At 63.8% G+C, this 13402-nt stretch carries 16 protein-coding genes; 10 read left to right on the top strand and 6 right to left on the bottom strand.

The features are described from left to right. Window positions 1-106: 106 nt before the first annotated feature. The 7 genes from I6E74_RS03460 (at window position 107) to I6E74_RS03430 (ending at window position 6181) form a co-directional block, all read left to right on the top strand. Window positions 107-670, top strand: coding sequence for a hypothetical protein (locus I6E74_RS03460; protein WP_197123012.1), 564 nt, complete (start codon window positions 107-109; stop codon window positions 668-670). Between the two features lie 64 nt (window positions 671-734). Continuing rightward, window positions 735-1457, top strand: coding sequence for a hypothetical protein (locus I6E74_RS03455; protein WP_197123010.1), 723 nt, complete (start codon window positions 735-737; stop codon window positions 1455-1457). Between the two features lie 196 nt (window positions 1458-1653). Then, window positions 1654-2025, top strand: coding sequence for a hypothetical protein (locus tag I6E74_RS03450; RefSeq protein ID WP_197123008.1), 372 nt, complete (start codon window positions 1654-1656; stop codon window positions 2023-2025). A 94-nt stretch (window positions 2026-2119) separates the two neighbouring features. Continuing rightward, complete coding sequence (locus I6E74_RS03445; protein WP_129072251.1) at window positions 2120-2401, top strand: metal-sensitive transcriptional regulator; 282 nt, start codon at window positions 2120-2122, stop codon at window positions 2399-2401. Window positions 2402-2462: 61 nt separating this feature from the next. Continuing rightward, on the top strand, window positions 2463-2687 hold the full coding sequence (locus I6E74_RS03440) for a heavy-metal-associated domain-containing protein (RefSeq protein WP_197123006.1): 225 nt from the start codon (window positions 2463-2465) through the stop codon (window positions 2685-2687). Beyond that, on the top strand, window positions 2687-4993 hold the full coding sequence (locus I6E74_RS03435; protein WP_197123004.1) for a cation-translocating P-type ATPase: 2307 nt from the start codon (window positions 2687-2689) through the stop codon (window positions 4991-4993). Before I6E74_RS03440 ends, I6E74_RS03435 begins: the two co-directional genes overlap by 1 nt. Window positions 4994-5077: 84 nt before the next feature. Continuing rightward, entirely contained in the window at window positions 5078-6181 is a 1104-nt protein-coding gene (locus tag I6E74_RS03430; RefSeq protein ID WP_197123002.1) for a sorbosone dehydrogenase family protein, read from the top strand. A gap of 55 nt (window positions 6182-6236) precedes the next feature. Here I6E74_RS03430 and I6E74_RS03425 read toward each other — a convergent pair whose 3' ends face one another. Beyond that, window positions 6237-7301, bottom strand: a complete 1065-nt coding sequence (locus tag I6E74_RS03425) for a YihY/virulence factor BrkB family protein (RefSeq protein WP_197123000.1) — start codon at window positions 7299-7301, stop codon at window positions 6237-6239. Window positions 7302-7403: 102 nt separating this feature from the next. Between I6E74_RS03425 and I6E74_RS03420 the strand changes: the two genes are divergently transcribed. Next, window positions 7404-8294 (top strand): VOC family protein, encoded by an 891-nt coding sequence (locus I6E74_RS03420; RefSeq protein WP_197122998.1) that lies wholly within the window; start codon window positions 7404-7406, stop codon window positions 8292-8294. On the opposite strand, the gene I6E74_RS03415 is transcribed toward I6E74_RS03420, so the two are convergent. Together I6E74_RS03415 and I6E74_RS03410 are read right to left on the bottom strand one after the other, a co-directional pair. Next, window positions 8295-8921 carry a GyrI-like domain-containing protein gene (locus tag I6E74_RS03415; protein WP_197122996.1) on the bottom strand — a complete coding sequence of 209 codons (627 nt, stop codon included), beginning with the start codon at window positions 8919-8921 and terminating at the stop codon, window positions 8295-8297. Window positions 8922-8951: 30 nt separating this feature from the next. Further along, on the bottom strand, window positions 8952-9323 hold the full coding sequence (locus I6E74_RS03410; RefSeq protein WP_197122994.1) for a PH domain-containing protein: 372 nt from the start codon (window positions 9321-9323) through the stop codon (window positions 8952-8954). Window positions 9324-9474: 151 nt separating this feature from the next. On the opposite strand from I6E74_RS03410, the gene I6E74_RS03405 reads away from it, so the two are divergent. Both I6E74_RS03405 and I6E74_RS03400 read left to right on the top strand, forming a co-directional pair. Beyond that, window positions 9475-10719: a ThiF family adenylyltransferase gene (locus I6E74_RS03405; RefSeq protein WP_307784368.1), complete on the top strand. Its 1245-nt coding sequence runs from the start codon at window positions 9475-9477 to the stop codon at window positions 10717-10719. 2 nt (window positions 10720-10721) lie between these two features. After that, entirely contained in the window at window positions 10722-11147 is a 426-nt protein-coding gene (locus I6E74_RS03400) for a molybdenum cofactor biosynthesis protein MoaE (RefSeq protein WP_197122991.1), read from the top strand. A 12-nt stretch (window positions 11148-11159) separates the two neighbouring features. On the opposite strand, the gene I6E74_RS03395 is transcribed toward I6E74_RS03400, so the two are convergent. From I6E74_RS03395 to I6E74_RS03385, 3 genes are read right to left on the bottom strand one after another with little or no spacing between them, the layout of a single operon-like run. After that, window positions 11160-11405 (bottom strand): MoaD/ThiS family protein, encoded by a 246-nt coding sequence (locus I6E74_RS03395; RefSeq protein WP_231604460.1) that lies wholly within the window; start codon window positions 11403-11405, stop codon window positions 11160-11162. Window position 11406: 1 nt separating this feature from the next. Continuing rightward, window positions 11407-12537 (bottom strand): GTP 3',8-cyclase MoaA, encoded by a 1131-nt coding sequence (gene moaA / locus I6E74_RS03390; RefSeq protein WP_197122987.1) that lies wholly within the window; start codon window positions 12535-12537, stop codon window positions 11407-11409. Window positions 12538-12546: 9 nt separating this feature from the next. Continuing rightward, window positions 12547-13374, bottom strand: a complete 828-nt coding sequence (locus I6E74_RS03385; RefSeq protein ID WP_197122985.1) for an MOSC domain-containing protein — start codon at window positions 13372-13374, stop codon at window positions 12547-12549. Window positions 13375-13402 lie beyond the last annotated feature (28 nt).

Genomic DNA, 13402 nt, shown 5'->3' with positions numbered 1-13402 from the left:
CCACGAACGCCCCTTTCAGAGAAATACTTAGCTATTCTGAGACCTAGCGAGAAGTGCCCGGCGAGAAACTCCCGCCGCACCATGCGAGGTGATGACAATGTCAGAGATGGATCAGAACCCTGGCCCCGGAAATTACGCGCACACGCAGGGTCGCGTGTTCGAAGGCGAAGCCGCGATCGCCGCCGCTGCAGCACGGGGCGAAGGCAACATCCTCCCCCGCCCCGAGCGGCCGTACAACTATCGCCGCGGGGTGCTGCTAACGCTGCTCACCATCCCCATCACCGCTGTACTAGTGGCGGCACTTGGCCTCAACTCGCCAATGGCAGGCGTCGCCGGGGCCGCCCTTGCTGTCACCATCGCGTTCTCGCTTTTCGCCAGCGGCTCTGCGCGCACCCCCGTCACCGGACGCGGGTTTGCCGTTGCCACCGGAATCGGCCTCGTCACCATGATCGCCGGCACCGCCATCAGCTTCCCCTACAGCCGCTACCTCACCTACCTCTACGACGACGGCGCGGGCAGCATTGTCAGCAGCGAATTCGCCACCAACTTTGACACCTGGGTGGGAGCCAATACGGTAAATATCCTTCTCCCCGGCGTGCTCGTGACAGTAGTCTCTGTGGTGGTCGTGTGGAGAAGAGCACGAGCCGCTCGCGCAGCCAACGTCGCCTAACAGGCGCCGCCCGCGAGTGACCGCCCCGCCGGATGCCCCCTGCGGTTTACCCGAAAGCGCCACGATGTCCGACAGCCCTGCCACCACCGCGAACACCCCACTCCCCACGAAGCCCTACAACTTCGCGCTCGGAGCCCTCGCATCCGTGTTGGCGATTCCCGCTATAACGATCGCCACTATCATCGTCGGTCAGGTCGGCTTCGAGTACCCCGCAATTTTTAGCGGTATCGGCATGGTGTTCGCGTTCAGTTTCTTCGGCGCTGCATCCCACCGCCGCGTGGTTCGCGGGGTGGGCTTTCTTGTCGCGCTCGTGATGGGCATCATCGCCACCACCTTCGCCTTCATCGGGGGCTTCATTTCGGGCATCTACTACTCCTTCAATGCCGTCGGCGGCAAAGGCGGGCTGCTCGGTGAGGTCTTCATTGGCCGCGTCGTCTTCCGCCTCACCGACCACTTCGACGAGTTCATCATCCAGGCCAGCGCGGTGGTCGTGCTCGCCATCATCCTGCTCGTCAAATACATCAAAGACGCCAACGCCGCCCGCCGCCTCGACAAAGCAACCGCAGGCGCTGGCGCTGCACCGAATTTCGGCACGGCAACTATGCCGCCGACAGCACCGACGAGTGATGCGCTCAATGTGCTGGGTGCGCCCGACCTTACGAGCGCAGCTGGAGAGCGGATTGCGGATGTCGCTGCCCCCGTCACTCTTAATGCTCCGTCATCCGGAATCCTCCTCAACGGCCAGCCGGTGAGCGACAGCCAGCCCAAGAAGAAGTTCTGGCAGTAACGAGCGGGCAGTAGTCGGGGTTCACCCGAGGCGCCCCGGCGCCCGAACTCTCCATCCGCCCAGGCCCCCAAGCGCGTGCCGCTCGAGGCCCGCCTGATCGATCGCACCCATCCGCGGTGCCCGACGTCTCCGAATCACTCTGCACACAGGAGTTTCGGCACCGTGCCGGGCAGTGCAGGTAGGCAGGGCAGACATCATGGCGATCATCCGTTACACCGGTATCTACAACGCTGACGGCGGCGTCTGGGGAGAAACGCGCTACGTCATTGGCCACATGCTCGGCACGGCCGCGTGCTCGCTCTGCGACATCACCCACTCGCCGATCCGACGCAAGCCTGAGTGGGATGCCATGGTGCGCCGCCTTGGAGTGCCGCTTGAGGTGCGCCACCGCAACGAAATCACTGAAGCAGAAACTGCCTTCGTCGCGACCGTCGAGCTACCGGTCGTTCTTGCTCATCATGACGATGGTCGCATCTCGACTGCACTGCGGAATCACGAGCTTGAAGCCGCCAGCGGATCGGTGAGCGCGTTCGAGTCGGCGCTCACTCGGTCGGCAGTTCTCGCCTAAAGCCCGCTCACCCCGGTTGACTTTCCGCGCGCACAGGCGTCTAATGGAGATACCCCCAAGGGGTATCAATCCAAGCGCACACGCGGAGGTCTTCATGCCCGGCTACGACGACAACAAAGAGCAGCTGCTCAAGCGTCTGCGTCGCGCGGAAGGTCAGGTTCGCGGCATCCACCGGATGATCGAAGAAGACACGTACTGCATCGACGTTCTCACTCAGGTGTCGGCCGCGACGAAGGCTCTCGAGTCTGTCGCACTCGCCCTGCTCGACGATCACCTCAGCCACTGCGTTGCCGAAGCCGCCCGCGAGGGTGGCCCCGTTGCCGACGAGAAACTGCGCGAAGCGAGTGCCGCCATCGCGCGCCTCGTTCGTTCCTAAAACTCGCTTTTCACTACAACTTCCGCCCGCGCTGAGCGCCTGCGGCCACCGAAGGAGAATCATGACCCACACCGCCGAATACCTGGTCGAAGGAATGACCTGCAGCCACTGCGTCAGCAGCGTCACCGAAGAACTCAGCGAAGTGGATGGCGTCACTGCCGTCACCGTTGACCTCGCCTCGGGCCTGCCCTCCACCGTTTCTGTCACGTCGGAATCACCCCTCGACGACGCCACCGTCAGCGCCGCAATCGAGGAGGCCGGCTACACGCTCGTCACGAGCCTCTGATGCCCGCCGAACCCCTCGCCGCCGGCGACGTCAACCTGCTGGATGTCGAACTCGACATCACCGGAATGACCTGCGCCTCCTGCGCGGGCCGTATCGAGCGCAAGCTCAACAAGCTCCCCGGCGTCGAGGCGACCGTCAATTACGCCACCGAGAAGGCTCGTGTTCGCGCGCCCGAGGGCACCGACCCGGAGCAGTTTCTGGAAACCGTGAAGGCTGCCGGGTATAGCGCCGTCATCCCGACGCCGGTGTACGAACGAGACGACACCGACGGCAGCGACACCGGCAGCACCAGCGCAAAAAACAGCGACGACGACTGGGCTTCACAAGTACTGCGCCGCCTGCAGGTCTCCACCGCACTCGCCGTGCCGGTCGTGCTCATGTCGATGATCCCGGCACTTCAGTTCACGTACTGGCAGTGGCTGGCTCTCACTCTCACGGCCCCGGTTGTGGTGTGGGGCGCGTGGCCGTTCCACCGCGCCGCCGCCACCAACGCGCGCCACGGCGCCGCGACGATGGACACCCTCATCAGCTTGGGCATCATTGCCGCCTTCGGCTGGTCGCTCTACGCCCTCTTCTTCGGTGGCGCTGGTGAGCCCGGCATGCACATGACGATGACGTTCTTCGGAACCCCGCACGGCGGCGCGAGCGAAATCTATCTCGAAGTTGCCGCTGCCGTCACTGTGTTTATCTTGCTCGGCAAGTACATCGAGGCGCGCGCCAGTCGCGAATCCGGGGCGGCGCTGCGTGCGCTGCTGGAACTCGGCGCGAAGGATGCCGCCGTTCTGCGCGGCGGCGTCGAACAGCGCGTTGCCGTCTCCTCGCTCGTCGTCGGCGACCACGTCGTGGTTCGCCCCGGCGAGAAGATCGCCAGCGACGGGCTCGTGATCGAAGGCAACTCTGCCGTCGACGCGAGCATGCTCACGGGCGAATCGGTACCCGTCGAAGTCGGCCCCGACGACCGCGTCACCGGTGCCACCCTCAACGTCGGCGGACGCCTCGTCATCGAAATCACCCGCGTCGGCCGCGACACCGAACTGGCTCGACTCGGTCGCATGGTCGAAGACGCGCAGACCGGCAAAGCCGACATCCAACGTCTCGCCGACCGCGTTTCGGCGATCTTCGTTCCGGTCGTGCTCGTACTTGCCGTCGTTGCGTTCGTCGGGTGGATGATCGCCGGCGGCCCCATCGAACTCGCCTTCACGGCCGCCGTCACCACGCTCGTCATCGCGTGCCCCTGTGCCCTCGGCCTCGCAACGCCCACCGCCCTACTCGTGGGCACCGGCCGTGGATCGCAGCTCGGCATCCTGATCAGCGGACCGCAGGTTCTTGAACAGACCCGCTCGGTCGACACCATCGTGCTCGACAAAACCGGCACCGTCACGACCGGCGAAATGCGCCTCAGCGCAATCGAGGTGCTCGACGGCGAGAACGAGCAGCTCGTACTGGCTCGCGCCGCCGCCGTGGAGGCTGGCTCCGAGCATCCGGTCGGCCGTGCCGTTGTGGCTGCAGCCGAAGATCGCAGCATCGACCTTCCGGCCGTCAGCGACTTCGCCGCCCACGCGGGCACCGGCGTTCAGGCCACGATCGATGGCACCGTCGTGCTCGTCGGCAAGCCGTCGTGGCTCACCGCCGACCACCAGCAGACGGTGTCGGATGCCGCGATCGCCTTAGTCGAGAAAGCCGAAGCCGCCGGGGCAACCGCGATGGTCATCGCGTGGGCCGGTCAAGCGCGAGGCGTGCTGGTTGTCGGCGACACCGTCAAGCCAAGCAGTGCGGATGCCATCGCCGAGTTCACGCGGCTCGGCTTGCGCCCCGTGTTGCTCACGGGCGACAACGCCGGAGCAGCAGCCTCCGTCGCCAGTGTGGTCGGAATCACTGATGTGCATGCCGGGATTACTCCGCAGGGAAAGCTCGACGTCATCCGCGAGCTGCAGGCCGAAGGCCGTGTTGTCGCGATGGTCGGCGATGGAGTGAACGACTCTGCCGCCCTCGCCGCCGCCGACCTCGGCATCGCCATGGGTGGCGGAACGGATGCCGCAATCGCCGCCAGCGACATCACCGTCGTGAGCGGGGACCTCATGGTCGTCGCCGACGCGGTTCGTCTCGCCAAGCGCACCTTGGGCATCATTCGCGGCAACCTGTTCTGGGCTTTCGCCTACAACGTGGCAGCACTGCCGATCGCGATGCTTGGTCTGCTCAACCCGCTCATCGCGGGCGCGGCCATGGCGTTCTCGTCGGTTTTCGTCGTGACGAACAGTCTGCGCTTGCGTGGTTTCCGGGGCTCGGTCGGCTCTCGAAACCCCTAGTTGCGAGCACTAGACCGAGCCACAATCGGGGAGCAAAGACGCCAAGACCTTTCTTCTCCGACGAATCTACGGTGGGATTAGCGCATGCGTTCTCCCCGTTTCACCGCCGTGCTCGTTATTGGATTGCTAGCGGGATGCGCTCAGTCGCCCGTTGCTGAGCCAGAACAGTCAGCAGGAACGTCGGCGCCAAGCGTCGACGCCGCCGCCGTGACAGTCAACGCTGCCGAGGAAGCGACGACGATCGTTTCGGGGCTGGACGCTCCGTGGTCGATGGTGCGGCTGGCATCCGGTTCGACGCTGATTAGCGAACGCGACACCCAGCTCATCAAAGAATTGACCGCAGCCGGAGATCTTCGCGAAGTCGGGATCGTCGGCGAGGCTGCCCCCGACGGCGAGGGCGGGCTGCTCGGTCTTGCCATGCTCGACGAGACCCAGCTGTACGCCTACCTCACCACCGCGGCGGACAATCGCATCGTGCGTTTCGAACTCGAAGGTGAGGCGGGCAGCTATGCCCTCGGCGCGAGCGTCGACATCATTACCGGCCTGGGCAAGTCGCGCATTCACAATGGCGGGCGCATCGCCTTCGGCCCCGATGGGATGCTCTACGCCACTGTCGGCGACGCGAGTGATCCCGAATCAGCCCAAGACCTCGACAGTCTCAACGGCAAAATTCTCCGGATGCAGCCTGACGGCTCCGTTCCCGACGACAACCCTTTCGACGGATCGCTGGTCTACTCCCTCGGTCACCGCAACCCGCAGGGCCTTGCGTGGGACGACGAAGGCCAGCTGTGGGCTTCAGAGTTTGGCCAAAACACGTGGGATGAGCTCAACATCATTCGCGCGGGCGCCAACTATGGCTGGCCGCTCGCAGAAGGGGAATCCACTGATTCGAGTTTCGAAGAACCCAGCTATCAGTGGGCGACCGACGACGCGAGCCCCAGCGGCCTCACCTTCATCGACGGCACCTTCTTCATGGCCGGTCTCGGCGGCGAACGCCTGTGGGAAATTCATCCCGGCGAAACGACCACCGCGACGGCGACTTTCGAGAATGCTGCCGGCCGCATCCGTGATGTCATTCCCGGCCCCGATGGCACCCTCTGGATGCTTACCAACAACACCGACGGCCGGGGCGACCCCCGCGACGGTGACGACCGCATTCTGCAGGTCGAGCTCGTACCGCAGCCGTAGTTGAACCTGCAGGTACCGCTGAACTTCCGGGTGCAGTTGCAAACCCGCTTGGTGGCTATTCGCTCTCGGCCGCGTTCTCGCGAATGGCGATGCCGGCAGCCTCATCCGCTGCCTGACGGCGAGCCAACACGAGATTGCGAAAGGTATCGCGCACGGGCAGTTGCACGGTGTTCTCTGCTGAGACGCCAGCCCTCAGCTGGCGGAGGCGGGTGAACTCGGCATCAACCTCGACGCCGGCCACGACCGCGAGGTTGCTGATGTAGAGCCAAATCAGCAGCGCGAGCGCTCCCCCAAGCCAGCCATAGACGCGGTCGTAGTTCGCGATCGTGGAGACGTAAAAACCGAACCCCGCGGTCGCGAGGCCCCACGTCACTATCGCGAACACGGCGCCGGTGCTGACCCACCGCATCCGTTCGTGACGAATGTTGGGGGTGTAGTAGTACAGCACCGCAATGATGAGAGTGAGGATGCCACCGAGAACCGGCCAGCGACCGTACGACCAGATCGCGACCCAAGGTTCCCCAAAGCCGAACGCTTCACCGATGGCGGTGGCGACGTTGGTGGTGGTGAGCAGGAGCACAGCCACGGCCGCAAAGGCCGCAAGGAGGAAGGCCGAGAGCACAAGCATGAGGCCGCGGAACTTCACAAAGCGACGACCCTCTTGGATCTCAAAAACGCTGTTCGCGGCCCGCCCGAACGCGGTGGCATAGCTCGACATCGACCACACGCTCAGGGCGATGCCGATGGCGAGAGCTAGGCCCGGGCTCCCCACCGAGAAGAGTTGAGTCAACGGTTCCTTGAGGGCCTCCACGGTGTCTTCTTGCAGCACTTCTCGCGCCAGATCGAGCACGGTCTCGGCCGCTTGGTCTTCACCCTGACCTAGCGCTAGTGCTGACACGACCGTAAGCGCGGCTGGGAAAATCGCGAGCGCAGCAAAGAATGCGAGAGTGGCTGCGGAATCGATTCCGCGATGCAGCATGAAGCCGTGATACGCGCGTAGGAAGGCGTAGCGCCACTCATGCCGACGCCCTGCGGCACTGTGATCAGTGGCCCTGGGCTTAGCCGCACTGTCGCCGCGCTCATCGGGGCTCGCGTCTGGCCCCAACTCGTTCACATTCATCCCGCCAGCTTAAACGAAACCTTCTCTCGCAGCCTGCCGCGGCTTATGATCGTGTCATTAGCCGCCGCGCGTTGCGACGACATGGGTTCGAGGAGGAACACCATGACCACGATCACGCCGTGCCTCTGGTTCAACGGCAATGCCGAAGAGGCTGTTCAGTTCTACACCGCAGCGTTTTCCGATAGTTCGATCGTCGGCACCACTCACTACCCCTCGGAGGGGTTGGCTGATTTTCAACGCGACCTCGCCGGTGCGGTGCTGACGGTTACTTTCCGTCTCGCCGGGCAAGACTTTTTGGCGATCAACGCGGGCGAGCGATTTGCGTTCAACGAGTCCACGTCGTTCATGGTCAATTTCGATCCCTCTATTGATCCGGATGCTCGCCACAACCTTGATGCGTTGTGGAATACACTTATCGACGGCGGCAGTGCGCTCATGCCGATCGCTAACTACGATTTCAGCCCGCGCTATGGATGGTTGCGGGACCGTTTTGGCGTGAACTGGCAGCTCATTTTGACCGATCCCGCTGGTGAACCGCGACCCACCATCATGCCCGCGTTGTTGTTCGGCGATGGCGTGCAGAACCGCGCGCGGGAGGCCATCGAGTTCTATGCCTCGGTGTTTGATAATTCGCAGTTGGGTGCTGATGTTCGCTACACCGAGCGGTCGGGGCCCGCGCATCCCGGTTCGGTAATGTTTGGAGATGTCAGGCTCCGAGACCTGTGGTTTGTGGCAATGGATGCCGCGACCCGCCAACACGTGACATTCACGGAGTCGGTGTCGTTTGTGATTCCGTGTTCGGATCAGACTGAGATTGATCGCTACTGGGCGGCGCTCTCGGCGGTTCCCGAGGCGGAAGCCTGCGGGTGGTGCAAAGACAAATTCGGCGTGAGTTGGCAGATCACTCCCGCCAACATCGACGAACTCATGAAACGGCCGAATGCCTTCGAGCACATGATGCAGCTGAAGAAGATCGAGATCGCCAAGCTTTAGCTAGACGCGTTCCACGGGTTGCCGCAGCAGCGTGCGGAGCTTGGATGCCTCGACTTTGCGAAAGTCGTTGAAGTAGATCTCGTGGTGCTTGCCGGTCATCCGCAGCCCCTGCTCGGGAACGAACTCGGTATGCAGCTGCGCCAGAATCTCGGCCTCATCGTCATAAGGCCCGAGGTGGAGTGTTTGCACGCACAGCCCCTCGTCGAGGGTTTCGAAGCGCACCTTGTCGAGGCTGGCGGGCAGACTCTCGGGTGTCTTGCTCTTGGCGACCACCGAGGCCACCGCATCCTCAAACATGGTCGGAGTGATCCACTCGGGCGCGAGGATCATCGCGGTCCAGTCCCACTGTGACTTGTCGCGCCCGCTCGTGAAGGCGGCCATATCTTCGGCCCACCAGAGCGCTTCCAGCGGCGGCACGACATAGTCGCGGTCGAGTGCTTTGCTCGCAAACTTCAGCGTGTACGCCACGGGATAGAGCGCGCCGATTGCGGCCGTGTAGTCGCTGTCGGCACCGGGCGCACCATGGCCGTCGACCATGAGGTACTGCTGGGGTGGGACATCCAGAATTCTGAATTCGTTATGGCGCGCTTTATACGCGTCGAGCGTTTTCTTGAAGTCCGTTTTCATTGCCCCACCCCGTCGTGTGTGTTGGTGGCGTTAGCTCGCGCCGATGACCACGTTGGCGATGAGCATGTCGAGCTTGCGCACGTCGATGGCCTTGCCGACCTTGATTTTGATGTGACCGGCGCGGGTCCACAGTTCGAGTTCGGCGTTGATGTCGAGAGTTCCGGCGTTCTCGGAGGACCACATGAGCACGTTCGAGTAGGGCAGCGAGTAGAGCTCCACCTTCTTGCCGGTGATGCCTTGAGCATCACGGACAATCAGGCGCTTGTTGGTGAACACGGCGCTGTCGCGGAACGTCTTGTACGCCGCGATGGGCTGTTCACCGGGGAGCAGCATGGGCATGACGTCTTCGGGAATCGGGGCTTCAGAAACGAACGTCCAGGCGGCGATTACGGCGGCTTCCATGGGGTACTCCTTCTATCGGGTGGTGAGCCGAGATCTCCGGCCCGCACACACCCTATCGGTAGGCAACGACGCTGCGATTAAGCCCGGTTTCGCAGCATCCGAAACGATAGAATCGTGGCCGTGCCACTTTCGGCGCGGTAAGGATCGCCTCGTGACATTGCCTGCTCAGTCTGACCGCCAGCCGCTCGTGGGGCCGGGCGAACCGCTCAGTTCCGAACGTCTGATCCGTTACTCGCGCCAGCTCGCTAATCCTGACTTTGGTGAGATCGCGCAACGTCGCCTCGCTCACGCACGAGTGCTGGTCGTGGGCGCGGGCGGCCTCGGCAGCGCCACCATCCCCGCCCTCGCTGCGATGGGTGTCGGCGCCATCGGCGTGATCGATACGGATGCCGTTGAGCTCTCCAACCTGCACCGCCAGCTCGCCCACGGGGTTGCCGATATCGGGCGCAGCAAGCTCGAATCGATGACCGAAACCGTCAGCCGCATCGATCCCGAAGTCTCGTTCATCGGCCACAACGTGTGGCTCGATTCCAGCAACGCCCTCGAACTCTTTGCGGGGTATGACCTCGTGCTCGACGGCAGCGACAACTTCGCCACTCGCTATCTCGTCAATGACGCAGCGGTGCTGACCGGCATCCCGGTCGTCTGGGGTGCGATCCTGCGCTACGGCGGTCAAGCCGGAATTTCGTGGTCAGGCCAGGGGCCCACCTACCGCGACCTCTTTCCCGTTCCGCCCGCACCCGGCACCGTTCCGTCATGCGCCGAGGGCGGCGTGCTGCCGACCGTGTGCGCCATGATCGGCGCGATCATGTGCTCCGAAACTGTGAAGCTCATCACGGGCATCGGCGAACCGCTTCTGGGCCGAGTCACCACCTACGACGCGCTCAGCGGGCGCTTTCGCGAGCTGGAATACGCCGTGAGCGACGAAGTGGATGCCGTTACCGAGCTCATTGACTACGACCTATTCTGCGGTCTGGCGCCTGCCGCCGTCGGTTCGAGCGGTGTCGGCGACACGAGCAAAACTGGCGGCTCCGCCGAATTCGGCGAGACGAGCGGAAGCGACGCTGCGGGCGGCGTGAGCGACGAGATCGATTCGCGCGAACTTGCAGCCCTGCTCTCCACGAAGGCTGCGCTGCAGCTGGTCGATATTCGGGAGCCCTTCGAGTTTGCGATTGCCTCGATTGAGACGGCCGAGCTGATTCCGCTTGGCGGCCTTGAGGGCCGGCTTGCCGACATCCGCACCGATATTCCGGTGGTCGTATATTGTCATCACGGAATCCGCAGCGAACGCGCCCTGCGCCTGCTGCAGAGCGCCGGCTTCACCAACATTCGCCACCTGGTGGGCGGCATCGACGACTACGCGCAGGTCATTGATCCTGCGCTCGCGAGGTACTAAAAATGAACGCGTCCACCCCGGCAAGCTTCGCCACCATCACGGATGCCCCGATCGATGAGGCCGCTATTCGTCGCGCTGTCGAATCCCCCGCTTCTGGCGCGGTCGTCGTGTTCTCGGGTGTGGTGCGCAATCACGACGGCGGCAACGAGGTGTGGTCGCTGGAGTACCAAGCGCATCCCGAAGCCGAGGCGCTGCTCGCGCAGTGCTGCGCTGAAGTGGCAGCCGAAACGGGCCTCGCAATCGCAGCAGCGCACCGCGTTGGCCTGCTGCAGATTGGGGATGTTGCCCTGTCGGCGGCCGTCTCCGCCGCGCACCGGCGTGAAGCGTTCGAGGCGTGCGAACTACTCGTCGAGCGCATCAAGCAGACGGTGCCGATCTGGAAACGTCAGCAGCTCGCAGGTGGCGCCACCGAATGGGTCGGGCTGTAGCAGCTCCGAGCCCTAGCCGCCAGCGAACGGCGGTAGCACGTCGACGCGAGCGCCCACCGCGTACAAGGGATCACGACGAACAACGCCATCAATCAGGAACGATCCCGACTCGACGACCTTCCGCATGAGGGCGCCATAGCGTTCGATGAGCAGCTCCTTGACCGTTGCCAGAGTTGCCCCCGACTCGATTTCGAGGTGCTCTTCATCGCGCCCGGCAGCCTCGGCGGCCGCAGCGAAATAGCGAATGTGAAGGGTCATGTCAGCCACCAATGTACGACATCTCGATCCTCTTGGCACCGGGCTTGGTGCCGTCGGCTCCGGCCGGACGCGGGGTGTTGAGCGAGCGCAACTCGGAGTAGCGGTCGGTGCGCTTTCGCCACAGGCTCGCCATGGCATCCGACAGCTGGTCGTCGGTGCAGCCGTCGCGCATGAGCGCGCGCAGGTCGTGGCCCGAACTGGCGAAGAGGCACGTGTAGAGCTTGCCGTCGACCGAGATGCGGGCGCGCGAGCAGGTGTGGCAGAACGACTGCGTGACGCTCGAGATCACACCAATTTCGTTGCTGCCGTCGCGGTAACGCCAGCGCTGCGACGTTTCGCCGCTGTAGTTGGGGGCGATTTCGTCGAGGGGAAGCTCCGCGTTGATGCGCGCGACGACCTCGGCCGACGGCACAACCTCGCCGAGCTGCCAGCCGTTGGTGGTGCCGACATCCATGTATTCGATGAAGCGCAGGATAAACGGGGTGTCTTTGAAGTGGCGGGCCATCGCGACGATGTCCTTGTCGTTGTGGCCCTTCTTCACGACCATGTTGATCTTGATGGGGCCAAGCCCGGCAGCGTGGGCGGCGTCGAGGCCGTCCAATATCTTCTTGACGGGAAACTTCACGTCGTTCATGGCTTGAAAAGTCGCGTCATCGAGCGAATCGAGCGATACCGTCACGCGCTTGAGGCCGGCTTCCTTGAGCGCGACCGCAAGGTGCCCGAGTGCGGAGCCATTGGTGGTGACCGCGAGGTCGAGGGGCTTGCCGGCCGGGGTCGTGAGTTTCGACAGCATCCCGACCAGTTCGGGGAGTCCTTTGCGTAGCAGCGGTTCGCCACCGGTCAGGCGGATCTTCTCCACGCCGTGCAGCGCAGCAATGCGCGCCAGCCGAGTGATCTCTTCAAAACTCAAGAGCTCGTCGCGGGGCATGAACGCGTAGTCGGCGCCGAACACTTCCTTGGGCATGCAATACACGCACCGAAAATTGCACCGGTCGGTGACCGAGAAACGGATGTCGTGCAGCGGCCGACCGAGGGTATCCACGAGGGAGTCCGCCGCCGTGGCTGCGAGCGCGTTCTCTTGGGCGCCCGCCACGCTGTTCTCCCCAGGAGGCACTACCGCGGAGGAACTCATCCCGTCACACTATCCCGCTGCGGGCTGCGAAACCTCCGAGGTCGTCGCCTCGATCGCATCGCCCACGTGAATGCGCCCGCCATCGAGCGGAGTGAGGCGGATGCCGAACCACGTTTTGTGGTCCCGCTGACGGTGCTGCGCCAGGGTTCGAATCGGCTCCTTGCCGCGCTCGAGCGTGCTGGGTTCGATCGTGGTCATGACGCAGCGGTCGCAAATCATGGTGACGCGAAAGCGCACGTCGCCAATCGTGACGTGCGTCCAGCTTTCTTCGACCCAGGGTTCGAGATCGTCGATTATCACGTTGGGGCGGAACCGGATCATGTCGAGCGGCTCGTCGTTCTCAGCGGTCCACTCGTCAAGCTGCCGCAGTGACGCTTCGCTCGCCAGCAGCAGCGGGCCGCCATCGGCGAGCGAGACAACCTCTCCGGGCTGACCTCCGTCTTCGGGGTCGATCGCGCGCACGGTCGGGTCGGACTGCCAGACGAGTCGTGCGTCGAGGCCGACGCGTTCGCTCAACCAACGGTTGACGTCACCGCGAGCGGCAAGCGCCGTGCCTTGCCCGCTGTGGCTTACCTCGATGGTGTCGCCGCCATCCGCCATGTCGACGGTCACCCTGGAGCCCTCGCGGTCGGAGAGTTGCACTGCCGTCTCGCTCAGGGCGTGCGCCGAGAGGCCGAGCAGATGATTGTGTTGGCGTGCGGTGAGGCTCTTGCCGTCACTATCGACGAGCGCCCAGCGGCGATCCTGGTCGAGGCCCCACGGATTCACCGCGGCAGACTCGACGTCTTCGCCGGCAAACGACTTCACTGGATACACTCTGAGTTTCGTCACGCGCATGGGCGAATCCTAGCAACGTGCGCCCCGA

It is taken from the genome of Salinibacterium sp. SWN139 (assembly GCF_015864625.1).
Taxonomy (GTDB): domain Bacteria; phylum Actinomycetota; class Actinomycetes; order Actinomycetales; family Microbacteriaceae; genus Rhodoglobus.
Note: the sequence above shows the minus strand (reverse complement) of the source record. Positions and strands in the feature narration are given on the sequence as shown.